The 16,993-nt window shown below is 48.7% G+C and carries 13 protein-coding genes; 9 read left to right on the plus strand and 4 right to left on the minus strand.

The window, feature by feature from the left end; all coding sequences use genetic code 11:
- Positions 1-1,125, plus strand: a 1,125-nt coding sequence (locus ACF8OF_RS04190) for an FKBP-type peptidyl-prolyl cis-trans isomerase (RefSeq protein ID WP_392495809.1), incomplete at its 5' end; no start/stop codon positions are given.
- A 563-nt stretch (positions 1,126-1,688) separates the two neighbouring features.
- On the opposite strand, the gene ACF8OF_RS04195 is transcribed toward ACF8OF_RS04190, so the two are convergent.
- Positions 1,689-2,318 (minus strand): response regulator transcription factor, encoded by a 630-nt coding sequence (locus ACF8OF_RS04195; protein ID WP_262858876.1) that lies wholly within the window; start codon positions 2,316-2,318, stop codon positions 1,689-1,691.
- Positions 2,319-2,717: 399 nt separating this feature from the next.
- Between ACF8OF_RS04195 and ACF8OF_RS04200 the strand changes: the two genes are divergently transcribed.
- The 4 genes from ACF8OF_RS04200 to ACF8OF_RS04215 all read left to right on the plus strand — a co-directional run bounded on the left by ACF8OF_RS04200 (position 2,718) and on the right by ACF8OF_RS04215 (position 7,268).
- Positions 2,718-3,716, plus strand: a complete 999-nt coding sequence (locus ACF8OF_RS04200; RefSeq protein WP_262858877.1) for a LacI family DNA-binding transcriptional regulator — start codon at positions 2,718-2,720, stop codon at positions 3,714-3,716.
- Between the two features lie 762 nt (positions 3,717-4,478).
- A complete protein-coding gene (gene rarD, locus ACF8OF_RS04205; protein WP_262883475.1) occupies positions 4,479-5,387 on the plus strand; it encodes an EamA family transporter RarD in 909 nt (302 codons plus the stop codon).
- Between the two features lie 101 nt (positions 5,388-5,488).
- Complete coding sequence (gene purT / locus ACF8OF_RS04210; RefSeq protein WP_392495811.1) at positions 5,489-6,667, plus strand: formate-dependent phosphoribosylglycinamide formyltransferase; 1,179 nt, start codon at positions 5,489-5,491, stop codon at positions 6,665-6,667.
- Between the two features lie 79 nt (positions 6,668-6,746).
- Complete coding sequence (locus ACF8OF_RS04215) at positions 6,747-7,268, plus strand: hypothetical protein (RefSeq protein WP_262883473.1); 522 nt, start codon at positions 6,747-6,749, stop codon at positions 7,266-7,268.
- On the opposite strand, the gene ACF8OF_RS04220 is transcribed toward ACF8OF_RS04215, so the two are convergent.
- A complete protein-coding gene (locus tag ACF8OF_RS04220) occupies positions 7,263-7,778 on the minus strand; it encodes a DUF3592 domain-containing protein (protein WP_262883472.1) in 516 nt (171 codons plus the stop codon). The genes ACF8OF_RS04215 and ACF8OF_RS04220 overlap by 6 nt on opposite strands.
- A 343-nt stretch (positions 7,779-8,121) precedes the next feature.
- Here ACF8OF_RS04220 and ACF8OF_RS04225 point away from each other — a divergent pair, with 343 nt between their 5' ends.
- The 3 genes from ACF8OF_RS04225 to ACF8OF_RS04235 all read left to right on the plus strand — a co-directional run bounded on the left by ACF8OF_RS04225 (position 8,122) and on the right by ACF8OF_RS04235 (position 12,114).
- A complete protein-coding gene (locus ACF8OF_RS04225) occupies positions 8,122-10,272 on the plus strand; it encodes a carbon starvation CstA family protein (RefSeq protein ID WP_392495812.1) in 2,151 nt (716 codons plus the stop codon).
- A 139-nt stretch (positions 10,273-10,411) separates the two neighbouring features.
- The gene (yjiA, locus tag ACF8OF_RS04230) at positions 10,412-11,371 is read left to right on the plus strand and encodes a GTPase (protein WP_015422481.1); all 960 of its coding nucleotides are present in this window, start codon (positions 10,412-10,414) and stop codon (positions 11,369-11,371) included.
- A 149-nt stretch (positions 11,372-11,520) separates the two neighbouring features.
- Positions 11,521-12,114, plus strand: a complete 594-nt coding sequence (locus ACF8OF_RS04235) for a hypothetical protein (protein ID WP_392495813.1) — start codon at positions 11,521-11,523, stop codon at positions 12,112-12,114.
- 573 nt (positions 12,115-12,687) lie between these two features.
- On the opposite strand, the gene ACF8OF_RS04240 is transcribed toward ACF8OF_RS04235, so the two are convergent.
- Both ACF8OF_RS04240 and ACF8OF_RS04245 read right to left on the minus strand, forming a co-directional pair.
- Positions 12,688-13,995 carry a serine dehydratase subunit alpha family protein gene (locus ACF8OF_RS04240; RefSeq protein ID WP_392495814.1) on the minus strand — a complete coding sequence of 436 codons (1,308 nt, stop codon included), beginning with the start codon at positions 13,993-13,995 and terminating at the stop codon, positions 12,688-12,690.
- Between the two features lie 422 nt (positions 13,996-14,417).
- Positions 14,418-15,764, minus strand: coding sequence for an MATE family efflux transporter (locus ACF8OF_RS04245; protein ID WP_024472761.1), 1,347 nt, complete (start codon positions 15,762-15,764; stop codon positions 14,418-14,420).
- A 199-nt stretch (positions 15,765-15,963) separates the two neighbouring features.
- On the opposite strand from ACF8OF_RS04245, the gene ACF8OF_RS04250 reads away from it, so the two are divergent.
- Positions 15,964-16,857 (plus strand): diaminopimelate dehydrogenase, encoded by an 894-nt coding sequence (locus ACF8OF_RS04250; RefSeq protein WP_392495815.1) that lies wholly within the window; start codon positions 15,964-15,966, stop codon positions 16,855-16,857.
- The last annotated feature ends 136 nt before the right edge of the window (positions 16,858-16,993 follow it).

Here is a 16,993-nt window from a genome sequence, read left to right on the forward strand (position 1 = left end):
GCAGCGGCACAGGGCGATAAGCTGAAAAAAGAACTCAGCACCCTGGCAGCGGATAAAACGGCGCTGGAAAAACAGATTGCACAGCTGACGGCGGATAAAGCGCAGTCAGAGAAAAATGCGGCGGATAAAACCGCACTGGAAAAAGCATTGCAGCAGCATGAGGCGGATAAACTTAAGCTGACGGCGCAATTACAGAGCCGTGAGGCAGATAATACCCGTCAGAGTGACAATCTGAAAAAAGATATCGCTGCACTGACGGTGGACAAAGCCACGCTGGAACAAAAAATTGCGCAACTGACGGCGGATAAACAACAGTTATCCGCGAAAGTATCCGGTTCAGATAAAGAGAGCAGCGCTGTTCAGACAGAAAATGCCGAGCTGAATAAAAAATTAGCCGCAGAACAGCAGCGGGCTGCTCAGCTGGATAACGCGTTAAAAGAGAAAACACAGCAGGTTGCCGCACTGGAAAAATCTGATGCGGAATTAATTAAACTGAATGCGCAGCTTGATAACCAGAAAAAACAACTGGCTGATAAAGAGGCCGAGCTTGCCAAAGCAGCGGCTAAGCTGAAAGAAAATGCGGATATCGCGGCGAAGTATACTGCATTACAGAAAGAAATGGATAAACAGAAGGCGGTTGTCAGCGCACAGCGGACTGAAAATACCAGCCTGAATACACAGATTGCAAAAGTGGAAGAAAAAAATAAGGCCGTGGCTGCTTATACTTTTCAGCAGGTCGGTGAGCTGAATAAACGGAAAAATCAGGAGCTGATCAGCCGGCTGGAACGGCAGAATTACGCAAAAATGTCACCGGATGTTTATTACCGCATCACCAAACAGGGACAGAAATATAAAGCGCTGAAAGGCAAAACGATCACGTTTGCAATGCATGAAGAATTAACGGACGGTAAAGTGACCGTGTCGCATCCGGTAAATGCACCGGCAGTTGTGCCGTTCAATGAGTTACCCGGAGACCTGGCCAAATTTATTTCGCTTGTCGGTGCCGGTGGTTCAGTTGATGTGTATATTAAACCGGAAGGTGGTTACGGGGCTGCCGGTATTGCAGGGCAGATACCACCGAACTCAATGTCTATGATCAAACTGAACGTGCTGAAAATAGAATAATCCGGCGGTCAGACGACTAGCAAAAGCATCCTGTCGCGGATGCTTTTTTATCGCTTTTTATTACAGGAATACAGAGCGGATATCAGAGAGTAACGGCGGGGCGCGTTGTTATTGCAGGTAATTCCGGCATAAAAGCGCTCAGGGAGAGTGGCGTAAAGAGGGAGGGCAGGCAGCGTGTGTTACCTGTTTATTCTCAGGTAAATAAAAAATATCACACCGCATTTGTAAGTGAATATTAAAATGAGTAATCGGGTGTCAGGTGTTATTAATAAGATTTCATATCAGTATTGCAGGGTATCAGATCTCATAATATCTGCTTTCCGGTATATATGACTACCGGCATGTATTGTCAATATCAGAGTAAAACCCTGGCGAATTATCAGCATATTACAATTTGTCACCCGTAGTAACAATGGTGTAACCCGGAATATGACAGGGAAATATTCTGTATTAACCGTGAAGCATCAGAAGCAGTTAAATAAGAGAATAAAAACAGGTAAAACATCGGTATATTTATTAATTACAAAACCGGAATATGAAAATTATTATAAAGCCGGTAATGTTCAGACTGAATCTGAATAGTTTTTGTAAAAATCATATTCCTGTACAAGTTGCGGTAATGATTTAATACGCAGTTTGGTATACATATTAGAGCGATGAACTTCTACAGTCCGGGGTGACAGTGATAATTTTTGTGCGGCTTCTTTACTGGTATTTCCTTCCAGGATCATATCCATAACTTCTTTCTCACGGGCAGATAATTTACTGAACTTATCTTTAAGTCGCTGATAGGTGTGGTATTTGTTAAGGCTTTTTTCATATTGATTAAAAGCATCATGAATCGCATTAACTAACAGTTCGGAATTAATCGGTTTCTTGAAGAATTCCAGAATGCCTGCTTTAAATGCACGGCGGCAGGTTTCAAAAGACGGATAAGCAGTGATAACAATAACCGGAATAATACTTTTCAGTCGCTTGAGTTCATCGATAAGATAGAAGGCGTCAGCAGACGATTCACCGACTTCAAGAATAATACATTCACGTGCGTGCTCTTTCGGCGTATTAACATAATATTTCAGAAAAGACTGCTCAGATGAATATGATTTTACTTCGCAGTTCATGTCATCAAGCATAAAGTTAATATTATTGCTTGGCAAATCAGCACAATTGATTAAATGAATAACGGCATCCATAATTTACTCCTTCATTAAAATAGGATACAGAAATAAGCCGATATTAATGGATAAAAATAAAGGCATAACTACTTAGGTGTATCTACGCAAATTTTGGGTATTGTAGATAATATAACGTCGAAAAAATGTTTAAATGGATAAGGAAATTCCATTTCTGAATCCGTGTTTATTTTTACATAAAAGCGGTGATAACCCGGATTTTTTGTTATTTTTTGCATTAAAAACAAAGTGTTAAAATATTTTAAAATTCGTTCAATTGAGGGTTGAACAGGTATTCTTTGAAATAAATACTTACATTTACCCTTGGGGTTACAGATATTATATGCTATAAATGTTAGCTTACATTTTTCTTTCTTTTTCGCGCAACAAAGCAATCACCTATTTTTTGCTGACAACAATATGGCATCACTGAAAGATGTTGCCCGGCTGGCTTCAGTCTCACTGATGACGGTTTCAAGGGCGATAAATAATCCTGAGTTGTTGAAGCCTGAGACATTAAGACAGGTTCAGCATGCTATTGACGTTCTGAATTATGTGCCTGATTTATCAGCCCGTAAAATCAGAGGTAAAAATACAAATCTGTCGTGTATGGGGGTATTAGCCATTGATACAGCCTCCGCCCCGTTTTCTGTCGAAATACTGCTGGCTATCGAACAGTGTGCAAAAAAATACGGCTGGGACAGTTTTGTTATCAATATTTCATCCGGAGATGATCTGATCCGGGCTGTCCGCCAAATTCTTTCCCGGCGTCCTGACGGTATTATTATTACCGGTGCACAACTGTGCGGGATAAATATTCCTGAATTGCTGCGTGACAAAAATCTGGTATTAACAAACTGCTTTGATCCTGATAACCCGGCATTACCTGCGTATATTCCGGATGATTATCACGGTCAGTACGATGCGACAGAATATCTTATCCGGCGGGGATACCGCCGTCCGCTGTGTATCTGGCCACCTGCTGAATTGCTTTCATCCGGTTTACGCCGTGATGCGGTTCAGCATGCCTGGCTGAATGCCGGTTTATCTGTCAGCGGGCTGATTCAGCACAATATAAAACAGTCTGACATTTATTACCGGGACGTTATTACACTGATAGAACGTTATACCGACGGTAACTCACCATTATTTGACTGCATTATCTGCGGTAATGACCAGATTGCCTTTATTGCCTATCAGGTGTTACTGAGGCGCGGTATTTCTGTTCCGGAACAGGCCGGTATTCTCGGATTTGAGAATATGACCGGTACCGGTGAGCTTTTTTATCCTCCGCTGACCACCATCTGTTCCCCGTATTGCCTGCTGGGGGAGGCGGCGGCTCTGCATCTTATTGAAGAGCGCGGTTCAACAGCCCGGACTTATGTCCCCTGCCGGATACTGACCAGAGATTCACTCTGATTTCCCCGGTATGGATACCTTTCTCTTTCTTCTGCCTGATTTTCAGCCATATCTGTTTGGTTAATTTTTTTAATTAACCGGCAGCGCGTTGCCGGGCAAAAACCAGAATGCCGTTATTTTTAATATTGCGGATGTATCTGTCGTTTTGAACGCAACATTAAGTGTTAATTTCGTTTGTACCAGACATGAAACTTTCATTTTTGTGTTTTTATGTTGTTTTGTATTTCAATGTCTTTGTAATCGTAATTGTTATTACTTATCTTATGATGTTAACGTTAAAATGTTTAATTAAAAAAAGATAACGATATTTTTCAGAGACAAAGCTACCGCACGAAAGATTTTTCAATCTCCGGAGGTTAATATCTGAAGTGTTACTCTGTTTATCATGAAAATGAACATCAAATGATTATTTATCTTTTATCATCAATGCATTATGAGTAACAAGAATTTTCAGAGTATAAAAATTCAGGGGATCTATCTAGCTATAACTACTCAGAGTTAACGTTAACATCAAATATTAGGAATTATACCCAAAAATGATTTGTTGATGATACTTATTATGTTAACGTTATCAATTAAAAAATCAAGTTTAATTGATATTTTATAGTGATATCTGCGTAGCAAATGCCGGGGTCAGGGTACGCATAATATGATGATCCGGAATAAACCGGCGGCGGGAAATAAATTGAGCAGGCGCATGGGATTTTTAATGCAGAGGGGTATGATAGTCATAACATAATGATAAACAGGATTGGCTGAACCATGTTTTTACGATCCGGCGCAATGCTGGCGATTTTTTCTTATTTTCTCTGGGGGATCACACCGCTTTTTTACCGCCTGCTGCCGGGGGTACAACCGCTGGAGTTATTATCCCAGCGTGTTCTCTGGTCAATTCCGCTGTTATTGTTTGCCCGTTTCTTTTTAAAAAACCGTACCCGGATAAACGCGGTATGGGCGGATAAGCGCTCGCTGCTGCTTTGTCTGCTCAGTACCAGTGTGATGGCAATATCCTGGTGCACCTTTACCTATTCGATGACCCATGATTTGGTGCTGGAAGCCAGCATGGGGTATTTCATTACTCCCTTGTTTTCTATTTTACTGGGTGTCATCTTCCTGCATGAACGCCTGAAACCGGCAGAGAAAACCGCGCTGATTTTTGTCTGTGCCGGGGTGGGTTATCAGCTTTATCAGTACGGAAGCCTGCCGAAACTGGCGCTGATGATGGGCTCTGCCTTTGCACTGTACGGCTTTATCCGCAAATTTATCCGTTATGATCTGACGACCTCACTGCTGATTGAGAGTCTCTGGCTGCTGCCGGTGGCCATTGTGTTGTATTTCTGGCTTGAAAACAGCGGAGCGGGTACATTCAGCACCGCAGATACCTTTACCCGCATCTGTTTTATACTGACCGCGCCTGTCACACTGCTGCCGCTGTTGTTCTTCACGGCTGCGGTGCGTTCCACCACACTGACCACTATCGGGCTGGCACAGTATCTCGAACCGACCATTCAGTTCCTGCTGGCGGTGTTCCTCTTTAATGAGCATTTTGATGCCGTCAAAGGCGTCAGTTTCTCCTTGATCTGGCTGGGATTGTTGTTCTGCATTCTGTCTCTTATCCGCCACCACCGGAAAAATACAGCAAAAGCCGGTCTGGGCATCAAGCCCCGCTGAGTGCTGTGACAGCCGGTGATTTGCTTATTTCGTGACTAAGACAAACGATTGCGTGTATAATGGCGCGCAAATTTTCCGGTATTTCTGAACAGGTGACAGTGATGACAACATTAGGTACGGCATTACGCCCGGGTGCCACGAAGGTGATGCTGCTGGGCGCAGGCGAATTAGGCAAAGAAGTGGCGATTGAGTGTCAGCGGCTCGGCATTGAAGTGATTGCCGTCGATCGTTATGACAACGCCCCGGCCATGCATATCGCGCACCGCCGTTATGTGATCAATATGCTGGACGGCGCGGAGCTGGAAGCTGTGATCCGGAAAGAACAGCCTGACCATATTGTGCCGGAAATTGAAGCGATTGCGACAGACACATTGTACCGTCTGGAGCAGGAGGGTTTTCATGTCGTGCCCTGTGCCAATGCGGTAAAACTGACCATGAACCGCGAAGGGATCCGCCGCCTGGCCGCGGAATCTCTGGGGCTGATGACATCAGAATACCGCTTTGCGGATGACGAGGCGTCTTTTGTCCGTGCTGCTGCTGAGATTGGATTTCCCTGCATTATCAAACCGGTAATGAGTTCATCCGGTAAAGGGCAGAGCATTATCCGTGATGAAAGTACATTGCACGATGCCTGGCTGGCCTCTCAGGAAGCAGGACGTGCCGGAAAAGGGCGGGTGATTGTCGAGCGGATGATTGATTTTGATTATGAAATCACGCTGCTGACTGTCCGTGCGGCAGACGGTGTGCATTTCTGCGCGCCGGTCGGGCACCGTCAGGAACGCGGTGATTACCGTGAATCCTGGCAGCCGCAGGCCATGCCGGATGCGGTTCTGGCGCGGGCGCAGCAGGTGGCGGAGGCAATCGTTAACGGACTGGGTGGCTATGGTCTGTTCGGTGTTGAGCTGTTTGTCCGTGGTGAGGATATTATTTTTAATGAAGTCTCGCCGCGTCCTCACGATACCGGACTGGTCACACTGATTTCACAGAATATCTCTGAATTTGCCCTGCATGTGCGGGCGTTTCTCGGATTACCGGCCGGCGAGATAGTTCAGTATCGTCCGGCTGCTTCAGCCGTGATCCTGCCGTCTCTGCGCAGTGATGACGTTTATTACAGCGGGTTGGAGCACGCCCTGACCGGGACTGTGCAGCTGCGCCTGTTTGCCAAACCGGAGATTGACGGCTCCCGGCGCATGGGTGTCGCCCTGGCACTGGCTCCGTCCGTTGAGGAAGCGGTGGATGCGGCAAAACAGGCTGCGGCATCAGTAGTCGTCACCGGCTGACCGGGGTAATATCTGTGATGACCTTCCTGTATATAAAGAGGAAGGTATCACAGACCGTGGTCAGGCAGAGGAATAACCGATGAAATGCAGAATACCGGGGATCGTATTTGTGATGTTGCTGCCGCTGACCGCGTTTGCCGGTACGGATGTGCAGGCAGAAAAAGCCCGTGAATGGGTGCGGGCGAGGGCTGATGAACCGTCAGTGGCGGATAACTGCTTCAGGCCGGACAATCCCTTTGAACTCTGTCTGTACCGGGACAAAGACACGTTCGGCAGCCATTTCGTTGACCGTAATCTGCAGGAGCCGTATCAGCCGTACTATTTCGACAGCGCGCCGGATGAACCGGAAAACGGGCGTTACCGTATCCGCTCCGGCAATAAAATCGGTTATGCGGACAGCGTCACCGGGCGGGTGGTGATCCCCGCCATTTATGACTGCACGTACGGTTTTGTCAACGGTACTGCCGAGGTCGGTGTCGGCTGTGAAGAGGAAACCGACGGCGAGCACGCCTGGTGGACAGGCGGTCACTGGTTCCGTATTTCACCTTACGGTCTTATCACCGGATTCGGCCGGACACCGCCGCCGGACAGCCGTTTATGATGCCGCACCGTAACGGCGGCGCGCCAGAATACGCTGCCGCCAACTGTTCAGGACATAGGCCGCCAGCAGAATAAAGGCGACCACACCCCAGACAATCATTTCACCATAGCGGGCACCGAAGTCCGCTATTTGTGCCTTGCCCGGATTCTCTTTCTGATAATAAACACCCACCGGGCCGTTTTCACACTGCGACTGACACAGCAGCTGATCTGTTGAGGTAAAGGTGACGATTTTATTATCCGCTGTCACGAATTTCACCACCGGCCAGCCAACCAGTTGCTGTCCCGAACGGGTATCGCGCATTTCTGTCCGCAGATAACCGGTTATCTGCCCGTCAGCATAGACATCATTCTGTTGTGTCTGCCAGGTCTGATAAATCATAAATCCGGCGAGGAAAACCACAGCGAAGGTCAGCAGGCGGAGAACCCGCTGAAACAGCATGTTGCGTTGTGTCTGCTTATCAGCGTAAGCACGGAAATTGCCGGGAGGTGTGCCGGATTTTTTAGTCATATCGGTTACTGTCTTCTGTCGGTTTCAGGTCATAAATCACGGAGAAAAGCGGATAAAAACACGCTTTCATAAAAAATTAACAAAAAGCATAAAAAAAATTAAAAAACATAACGTTAACCCGATCACAAATTTTACCGTCCCGGGAGGCGGATAAAACCGCCCGGCGGCAAAAAGTGACCGCTTAATCTGCTATACAACCGCTCGCGGGATAATCCCCGTTTCCCGCCTTGATTTTTCTATCATAAAACACACTTGCAGGAAGTTTCTATTTTATTCGGCTGGAACACTTTTTCCGTACGGATACGGATCCTTTTGATTATCACAGTCACATTTAAGGTGCGTTATGAACTCTAATCGCTTATTTAAGCACATTCCCTGGTTTATCCTGGGGATTATAGGTGCTTTCTGTCTCGGCGTTGTCGCATTACGCCGCGGCGAGCATGTCAGTGCATTATGGATCATTGTTGCATCGGTATCAGTCTATCTGGTGGCGTACCGCTACTACAGCCTGTATATCGCAACAAAGGTTATGAAACTGGATCCGACCTGGGCAACACCGGCGGTGATTAATAATGATGGTCTGAACTATGTTCCGACTAACCGTAACGTTCTGTTCGGTCACCACTTTGCCGCGATCGCCGGTGCGGGTCCGTTAGTCGGGCCGGTACTTGCCGCGCAGATGGGGTATCTGCCGGGCACACTCTGGCTGCTGGCCGGTGTGGTGCTGGCGGGTGCGGTACAGGACTTTATGGTGCTGTTTATCTCCTCGCGCCGTAACGGTGCCTCTCTGGGTGAGATTGTTAAAGAAGAGATGGGCACCGTGCCGGGCACTATCGCGCTCTTCGGCTGCTTCCTGATTATGATCATCATCCTCGCCGTGCTGGCACTGATTGTGGTGAAAGCGCTGGCAGAAAGTCCGTGGGGTGTGTTCACCGTCGTATCCACTGTGCCGATTGCCCTGTTTATGGGGATCTACATGCGCTATCTCCGGCCGGGACGTGTCGGTGAAGTGTCTGTCATCGGTATTGTGCTGCTGGTGGCGGCTATCTGGTTCGGTGGTGTGATCGCACACGACCCGTACTGGGGCCCGGCGCTGACCTTTAAAGATACCACCATCACTTATGCCCTGATCGGCTATGCGTTTGTTTCCGCTCTGCTGCCGGTGTGGCTGATTCTGGCTCCGCGTGACTATCTGGCAACCTTCCTGAAAATCGGTGTTATCGTCGGTCTGGCTGTGGGTATCGTTATTCTCAACCCGGATCTGAAAATGCCGGCGATGACTCAGTTCGTTGACGGAACCGGCCCGGTCTGGAAAGGTGCTCTGTTCCCGTTCCTGTTTATTACTATTGCCTGTGGTGCGGTTTCCGGCTTCCATGCCCTGATTGCTTCCGGTACCACACCAAAACTGCTGGCCTGTGAAACCGATGCCCGTTATATCGGTTACGGTGCCATGCTGATGGAATCCTTTGTGGCGATTATGGCGCTGGTTGCAGCCTCCATTATCGAGCCGGGTCTCTATTTTGCCATGAACACCCCGCCTGCGGCGCTGGGTATCACCATGCCGGATCTGCATAACCTCGGTACCGCAGATGCACCGATGATTATGGCGCAGCTGAAAGATGTGACTGCACAGGCAGCCGCAACAGTCAGCTCCTGGGGCTTTGTGATTTCGCCGGAAGAGATTTTACAGACCGCCAAAGATATTGGTGAGCCGTCTGTCCTCAACCGTGCGGGTGGTGCTCCGACACTGGCAGTAGGTATCGCGCATGTATTCCACAAAATCATTCCTGCGGCGGATATGGGCTTCTGGTATCACTTCGGGATCCTGTTTGAAGCACTGTTTATCCTGACTGCACTGGATGCGGGTACCCGTTCCGGCCGCTTTATGCTCCAGGATCTGCTGGGTAACTTCGTTCCGTTCCTGAAGAAAACTGACTCCTTCATTGCCGGTGTGATCGGTACTGCCGGTTGCGTGGGTCTGTGGGGTTATCTGCTGTATCAGGGCGTGGTCGATCCGCTGGGCGGCGTTAAGAGCCTGTGGCCGCTGTTCGGTATCTCCAACCAGATGCTGGCGGCTGTTGCCCTGGTTCTGTCCACCGTTGTTCTGATTAAGATGAAGCGCAGCAAATATATCTGGGTAACCACTATCCCTGCGGTATGGCTGCTGATTTGTACCACATGGGCGCTGGGTCTGAAACTGTTCAGTGACAACCCGCAACTGGAAGGCTTCTTCTGGCTGGCGAATGAGTACAAACGCCGTATTGCCGAAGGTGTGGCGTTAACGCCTGAGCAGGTCGCCAATATGCAGCACATCGTGGTGAACAACTACACCAACGCCGGTCTGAGTATTATCTTCCTGGTCGTGGTGTACAGCATTATCTTCTACGGCATCCGTACCGCGATGAAAGCGAGCAAAAACCCGGAACGTACTGACAACGAAACACCGTATGTTCCTGTTCCGGAAGAGGGCATTAAAGTCTCCTCCTCACACTGATAACAGCATGCAGTAACGCTGAAGTCTCATCCCCCGTATGATGTCAGTCACATTGTACGGGGGATATTTTTTATTATCCGTGTTATTTGTTACTCTGACAGCCTTTGTTCCGCTGTCTGTCTGTAAGAAGGACCCGATTATGCAACCTATCTCCGTGACTATCCTGACCGGTTTCCTGGGGGCCGGTAAAACCACGCTGCTGCGCCATATTCTCCACGAGGAGCACGGGCAGAAAATTGCTGTGATTGAAAATGAATTCGGTGAGGTGCCTATCGATGATGAAATTATCGGTGACCGCGCCACACAGATAAAAACCCTGAGCAACGGGTGTATCTGCTGCAGCCGCTCAAGTGAGCTGGAAGATGCGCTGCTCGACCTGTGCGAAAACCTGGACAGCGGCAAAATTGATTTTGACCGCCTGGTGATTGAGTGCACCGGGATGGCCGACCCCGGGCCGATCACACAAACCTTTTTCTCCAATGAGAAACTGTGTGAGCGTTATGTGCTGGACGGCATTATCACGCTGGTGGATGCGGTGCATGCACAGCAGCAGCTGGATCAGTTCACTATCGCTCAGGCGCAGATTGGCTACGCGGATCGCATTCTGCTGACCAAAACGGACGTTGAGCCGGATAATGAGGCGCTGCTCGCCCGTTTGCAGCGGATTAATGCCAAAGCGCCGGTGTATAAGGTGATTAACGGCGATATTGACATGAACCTGCTGTTTAATGTCGGCGGTTTTATGCTGGATGACAATGTGGAAATCAGCAAGCCGCTGTTCCGCTTTGCGCCGAAACAGCAAAATGACATTCAGTCTCTGGTGATCACCATGGATAAACCGGTGGAAATCAGTGCCATTTCCCGCGCCATGGAAACCCTGTTGCTCAGCTATGCCGATAATATGCTGCGTTATAAAGGGTTACTCTGGATTAAAGATGAACCGCGCCGCCTGTTATTCCAGGGCGTTCAGCGCCTGTACAGCGCGGACTTTGACCGCGAATGGCGCGAGGATGATGTAAAACAGAGTGTGCTGATTTTTATCGGCATGCAGCTGCCGGAGCAGGAAATCCGCAATGCGTTTGCCACGCTGACGGCATAAATCAGTATTTCCCCGGTGCTCCGGGGAAATACTGCCGGTTGTCTGTCAGTAAATAGGAATATTAATTACGCGGTGCTGGTTCTTGTTTTTTTATATGGCATAAAGGATACTTTTCATTACCTGGTCAGCTGATGAGATATGAGTGGAAAATGGAAAGAACAGTAATCTGCTATTATAAAAAAGATAAATTATCAGCATGTGAATTTAATGAACCTGAATTATTAGGAAGGGAAGTTCATGAGAATATTAATGAGTTTATTTTACCGGTAAACCGTAAAAATACACCATTCTTTATTACCCGGAAATTCTCAAACCAAGAAAGTACCCGCTGGAAGGTAGAGTATGTTATTGGGGCTGTTTCTCAGAAAGGCGTGTATGAAATTTACCTTTCTGAAAAGGATATTGAGACCGATATTTATTTAAATGAAACAGCTAAGAAAGTAAAGAAACCCTTCTGGGGAATTGTTAAGAAGGGCGCAATTGTTATTGTTGAATTCGGTCATATATATCAATTAACAAATCTGTCAGGAGAGATTAAAAATACGTACTCTTACCCGTGCTATCATCAGAATGGTGAAATGCATAAAAGAAGGCCGGCTATCGTGGTCAGTGCGGACAGACATGGTGTGAAGATAGTTCCTGTTACGTCACAAAAACCAGACTCCTGCCCCGTTAATAAGTCAGTGTTTAAGTTGGATGAAAGCTCGGTTGAATTTATTTCTGATTTTTTAAAAGATAAATAAAGTTATGTCTTATGTGAAATGATACAGACTGTTTCTCCGGCCAGGATTTTACCCCCGCATGCGAAAAATCGCAGCGCATATAAATTTTTCAGGGATGAAAAGTATACCCGGAAAATAATAAGATCCGATATATGGAAGCTTGAAGAGGCATTGCTATCGTCCATTGGTCTGCCTGATTTACGAGAGGAATATGCAAACAATAAAAAAAGAGCGGATAGTTTAGAGTCAGATAATAAAATATCAGAAGCCATGATTGACCAAGAAATTAATGAATATTTAAGTATTGACTAGTTGCCTCTGCTATGTTGTAATTTTGGTGTACGGTACGGATAAAGAGACTGCCCTCTCCGTATGACGCTGAAAAATGCATGCAGACGAACATAATAGTACTTACAAAAAAACCACCGTCAGGGTGGTTTTTTTGTAAGTACTATTCAAAGAGGATAATGGATAGCGAGGACAGAAACCGGTGTTTGTGTTGTCCGTCACAGGGGTTATGGACGCCATGAAAAAACCGGCCGGTGCGGCCGGTAAAGGAAAGGGGGCTTCCTTAAAAAGCCAAACCCGGAAAAATCAGGCTGATTTTGCCTTGTTTGCCATGATTTCAATAATCTGCACATCGGTGTGCTGCATAGACAGGCTGGCCAGCGCACAGAGGTTAGCAATGGATTTATCCACGTCCGTGCAGACAATGCCGTCGTTACCGCCGACACACTGCTGATTCATTGCCATCAGCACCGCTTTATAGGCCGCGCTGACACCGCTGGACACTTTCATCGCACAGCTGTTGGAAGCGCCATCACAGATAATACCGCTGATATCGCCGATCATGCTGCTGATAGCCATCGCCACCGGCTCATATTTCCCTTCAAATAACCATGCGATACCGGCTGCTGCCCCCATTGAGGCGGTCGTCGCCGCACACAGAGCGGAAAGCGGCGGGAACTGACTGTGAATATAAATCGCCATCAGGTGAGACAATGTCAGGGCGCGGATAAGCTGCTCTTCATTCGCCTGTAAATATTCCGCGACCACCACCACCGGCTGGGTAGCGGCGATCCCCTGGTTACCGGAACCGGAGTTGCTCATGGCAGGCAGCTGCGCGCCGCCCATACGGGCATCCGAGGCTGATGAGGTGCGGATCATAATGTCGGACAGCAGGTCTTTTGACAGCAATCCCCGCTCACGCTGTTTTTCCAGCGAACGGCCGATTTGTAACCCGTACGGATTGGACATACCTTCGCGGGCCAGGGCATCATTCAGATCAGCGGCCTGACGCATAAAATTGATCATCGAAACCGGTGCCTGAGTGGCAAAATCATAAATATCCCGGGCGCAGGCATCCGCGAACGGGTTATCGCTGCCGCCCTGATGCGTGAGCGCATCATCCTGATAAATAACCGTGCCGTTATGGCTGATTTCGGTCACATGGGTATGATCGCCGCAGATAGTAACGGTGGCCTGATCGTCGCCGCTGTATACGGTGGCTTCAGAGTAAAGCACGTGGCTGCACGGCTCTTTGATTTCCACAGACACCGCACCGGAGGCAAGAAAGGCTTTCCCGGTGGCAATATCGTCCGCAGTCACCCCGCACAGGACATTCAGGCCGGCATCCGGCTGTCCGCCGATAGCACCAAGTGCCGCAGCGACCGGCAGGCCGGTCATGCCTGTTCCCGGAACGGTCACGCCGAGGCCGTTTTTCATCAGGTTCGGGGAGACATAGCAGCGAATTTGGGTCGGTGCGCCGCTGAGGCAGGCGGCGGCTTTTGCGGCAGCCAGTGCCAGAGAAATCGGCTCGGTACAGCCTGTCGCCGGTTTGACTGACTGACGCAGTGCCGCGACAAAATTGTTCCATTGAGCAGGGGTGTGATGTGTTGCCATTTTTCAGCCTTAAATACGCGAATCCGTTATGCGGATCAGTGTACCGAAAGGGCAGCAGAAAAATCCTTTCACAATTCAGGGGTATTTTCAGAATCCGGAGAAAAACTTTCTCCCGGAAATGAAAAATAGGGTGGATAAGGGGGAAAGAAGCAAGAAATCGTCCGGCGGTGAAAAGAGATAAAAATACTTATCTAACCATTTGATTTAAATATATTATTGAATATGATTTGTATGCATTATGTTATGCATAAATAAAAAAGTGTGATGAGCTCCCGTGACAGCAGTCACGAAAAACTGTGTTCATCGCTATTTATCAGAACATAACTCTGTATTTTTTCTCTTATTTGACCGGTTGTGATGTTATCAGCTGGTTTGTCAGGTAATTCCCGCTGCGCAGCCGCAGCAGGAATTCTGCCGCAGGATCAGCCTTCAATATCCAGTCGTTTTGACTGCCATTTTTTCGAGCGCCAGCGCCATGTATTCACAAGCCCGCGCAGCCACTCATCACACAGAAAACCAATCCAGATCCCCAGTATTCCCATCTCCAGTTTGATTCCCAGCACATAGCCGACCGGCAGCGCCACACACCACATAAAGAACAGGGCAGTACAAAGCGGGAAACGGGCGTCACCGGCGGCACGCAGGGCGTTTACCATCACAATATTCAGCGTGCGTCCCGGCTCGAGGAAAACCGACAGCAGGAACAGCGGCAGCAGCAGTTTTATCACCGCCTGATCGTCACTCAGCCCGTAAGCGAGGTGGTCGCGGAACAGCCAGAACAGGAAGACAATCGGGATGGTGCTGAAAAAGCCGGTTTTCAGGCTTTTCATGCCGCGCTGATAGGCATCCTCAAAGCGTTTTGCCCCGACCAGATGCCCGACCAGGATTTCATTCCCGATACTGATGGTTATCCCGAACAGCATAATAAACAGTGATAACTGGAAGTAGATGGTCTGCGCCGCCAGCGCGGTCTCGCCCATCAGCCCGATAAAGGCAATCGCAACCATATAATGCAGCATCCAGACCAGGTTCTCCCCGGCAGACGGCAGACCGACATGCAGGATCTGCTTCAGCATATTTTTGGACCAGTGAAACAGCATGCGCGGCACGAATTTAATCCGCAGACCGTAAAAGAGCAGGCCGCACAGCAGCGCCACGGCGATCAGGCGTCCGGCCACGGTGGACCAGGCGACACCGACCAGCCCGTATTGCGGCAGCCCGAACAGGCCGTACAGCACAATGCAGTTACCGACGACAGTTACCACGTTGGCGACCAGCGTGACATACATTGCCGGTTTGGCTCTGCCGTAGACGCGCAGACAGGCCGCCAGAATGATGGTCACCGCTTCCGGAATTAAACAGATCCCCAGAATATGCAGATAATTAAAGGCATCTTCCATCAGATGTTCCGGGGTATTCATCAGTTCCAGAATTTTATAACCGAAAATAATGGTAAACCCGGCGGACAGTAATCCCAGCAGCAGGTTAAACGCGATGGAAATATGAATGGCCTGACTGGCCTTATCCCGTCTGCCCGCGCCGATATACTGGGCGATGACCACACTGCACCCGACACTGATAAAGTTAAAAATCGTGATAAACAGGTCAAACGCCTGGTTGCCGACCGCCATGGCCGCCAGATATTTTGACGACACATGGCTGACCATCCAGGTATTAATCAGGAAGGTGGAAAAGTGTAATAACAGGTCGATAAAAATCGGCCAGCTTAAAGAAAAGAGCCCGCGCTCTGTCACATCAGACTGATGCATGACGACCTTCTGTAAAGAGTGTGATTTTTGTTCCGGGATGGATACAGGGAGCCGGATTCTACCAGGATAATATTACTGAGAATAGTGAAAGGTGAAAAATAAAACATTTTTTTCATAACTAATTAAGAAATCAATGTTTCCTTTCGTAAATAAGTATGATTTCCTTGTCTGACGAATCAATGATGACAGAGAGAATTCCGTGAAAAAAATACGAGCCGCCGTCGTTGGTTACGGCAATATCGGACAGTATGCGATTGAGGCACTGGAAGCTGCCGCTGATTTTGAGATTGCAGGGATTGTGCGCCGCAACCCGTCTGCTGCGGATACGGATTCTGTGTATCCGGTGGTGGCGGATATCCGTGAACTGGGCAAGGTAGATGTGGCACTGCTGTGCTCGCCGACCCGCGCTATCCGTGCGGTGGCCTCAGAGATCCTCGCACTGGGGATTAATACCGTGGACAGTTTTGATGTTCACAGTGAAATAGTCGCGCTGAAAGCGCACCTTGACCCGATTGCCCGCGCCGGTGAGTGTACTGCCATCATCTCCGCAGGCTGGGATCCGGGTTCCGACTCCATTATCCGCACGCTGATGCAGGCAATGGCACCGAAAGGGCTGACGTACACCAACTTCGGGCCGGGGATGAGTATGGGCCACAGTGTTGCCGCCAAAGCAATTCCCGGTGTGAAAGATGCACTCTCTATGACCATTCCGCTGGGTACCGGTGTTCACCGCCGCATGGTCTATGTTGAGATTGAACCGGGGTATGATATTGAGTCCGTGACCACCGCACTGAAAGCCGACAGCTATTTTGCTTCCGATGAGACGCATGTCCGTCAGGTGGACAGTGTGGATGCCCTGAAAGATGTGGGACACGGTGTCTCCATGACCCACAAAGGCGTGTCCGGTAAAACCCATAACCAGCTGTTTGAATACAGCATGCGCATCAACAACCCGGCGCTGACCTCCCAGTTTATGGTGTCTGCGGCACGGGCGGCCTGCCGTCAGCAGCCGGGCGCATACAGTGTGATTGAAATCCCGCCGGTGAATTTCCTGGCCGGTGATGTTAATAGCTGGATCAGTAAACTGGTGTAGTGATATTTCAGTCACAAAACAGAAATATTTGCGGTGGCAGTTCGTTCCCTGGGGGGGACGCAGGGGTTGTTTGATTATCTGGCTGATCCCGGGCTTCGGGGTACTGAACGCGGTGGTACATATTTTATCGGGTTTC

It is taken from the genome of Morganella sp. TYF_1, assembly GCF_043105645.1.
GTDB lineage: Bacteria > Pseudomonadota > Gammaproteobacteria > Enterobacterales > Enterobacteriaceae > Morganella > Morganella morganii_B.

Excerpts from the sequence above, each read along its gene's own strand:
- ACF8OF_RS04200 (WP_262858877.1), top strand. The coding sequence starts at position 2,718 with ATGGCATCACTGAAAGATGTTGCCCGGCTGGCTTCAGTCTCACTGATG.
- ACF8OF_RS04195 (WP_262858876.1), bottom strand. The coding sequence starts at position 2,318 with ATGGATGCCGTTATTCATTTAATCAATTGTGCTGATTTGCCAAGCAAT.
- ACF8OF_RS04220 (WP_262883472.1), bottom strand. The coding sequence starts at position 7,778 with ATGACTAAAAAATCCGGCACACCTCCCGGCAATTTCCGTGCTTACGCT.
- ACF8OF_RS04215 (WP_262883473.1), top strand. The coding sequence starts at position 6,747 with ATGAAATGCAGAATACCGGGGATCGTATTTGTGATGTTGCTGCCGCTG.
- ACF8OF_RS04245 (WP_024472761.1), bottom strand. The coding sequence starts at position 15,764 with ATGCATCAGTCTGATGTGACAGAGCGCGGGCTCTTTTCTTTAAGCTGG.
- ACF8OF_RS04235 (WP_392495813.1), top strand. The coding sequence starts at position 11,521 with ATGGAAAGAACAGTAATCTGCTATTATAAAAAAGATAAATTATCAGCA.
- ACF8OF_RS04225 (WP_392495812.1), top strand. The coding sequence starts at position 8,122 with ATGAACTCTAATCGCTTATTTAAGCACATTCCCTGGTTTATCCTGGGG.
- purT (WP_392495811.1), top strand. The coding sequence starts at position 5,489 with ATGACAACATTAGGTACGGCATTACGCCCGGGTGCCACGAAGGTGATG.
- rarD (WP_262883475.1), top strand. The coding sequence starts at position 4,479 with ATGTTTTTACGATCCGGCGCAATGCTGGCGATTTTTTCTTATTTTCTC.
- yjiA (WP_015422481.1), top strand. The coding sequence starts at position 10,412 with ATGCAACCTATCTCCGTGACTATCCTGACCGGTTTCCTGGGGGCCGGT.
- ACF8OF_RS04240 (WP_392495814.1), bottom strand. The coding sequence starts at position 13,995 with ATGGCAACACATCACACCCCTGCTCAATGGAACAATTTTGTCGCGGCA.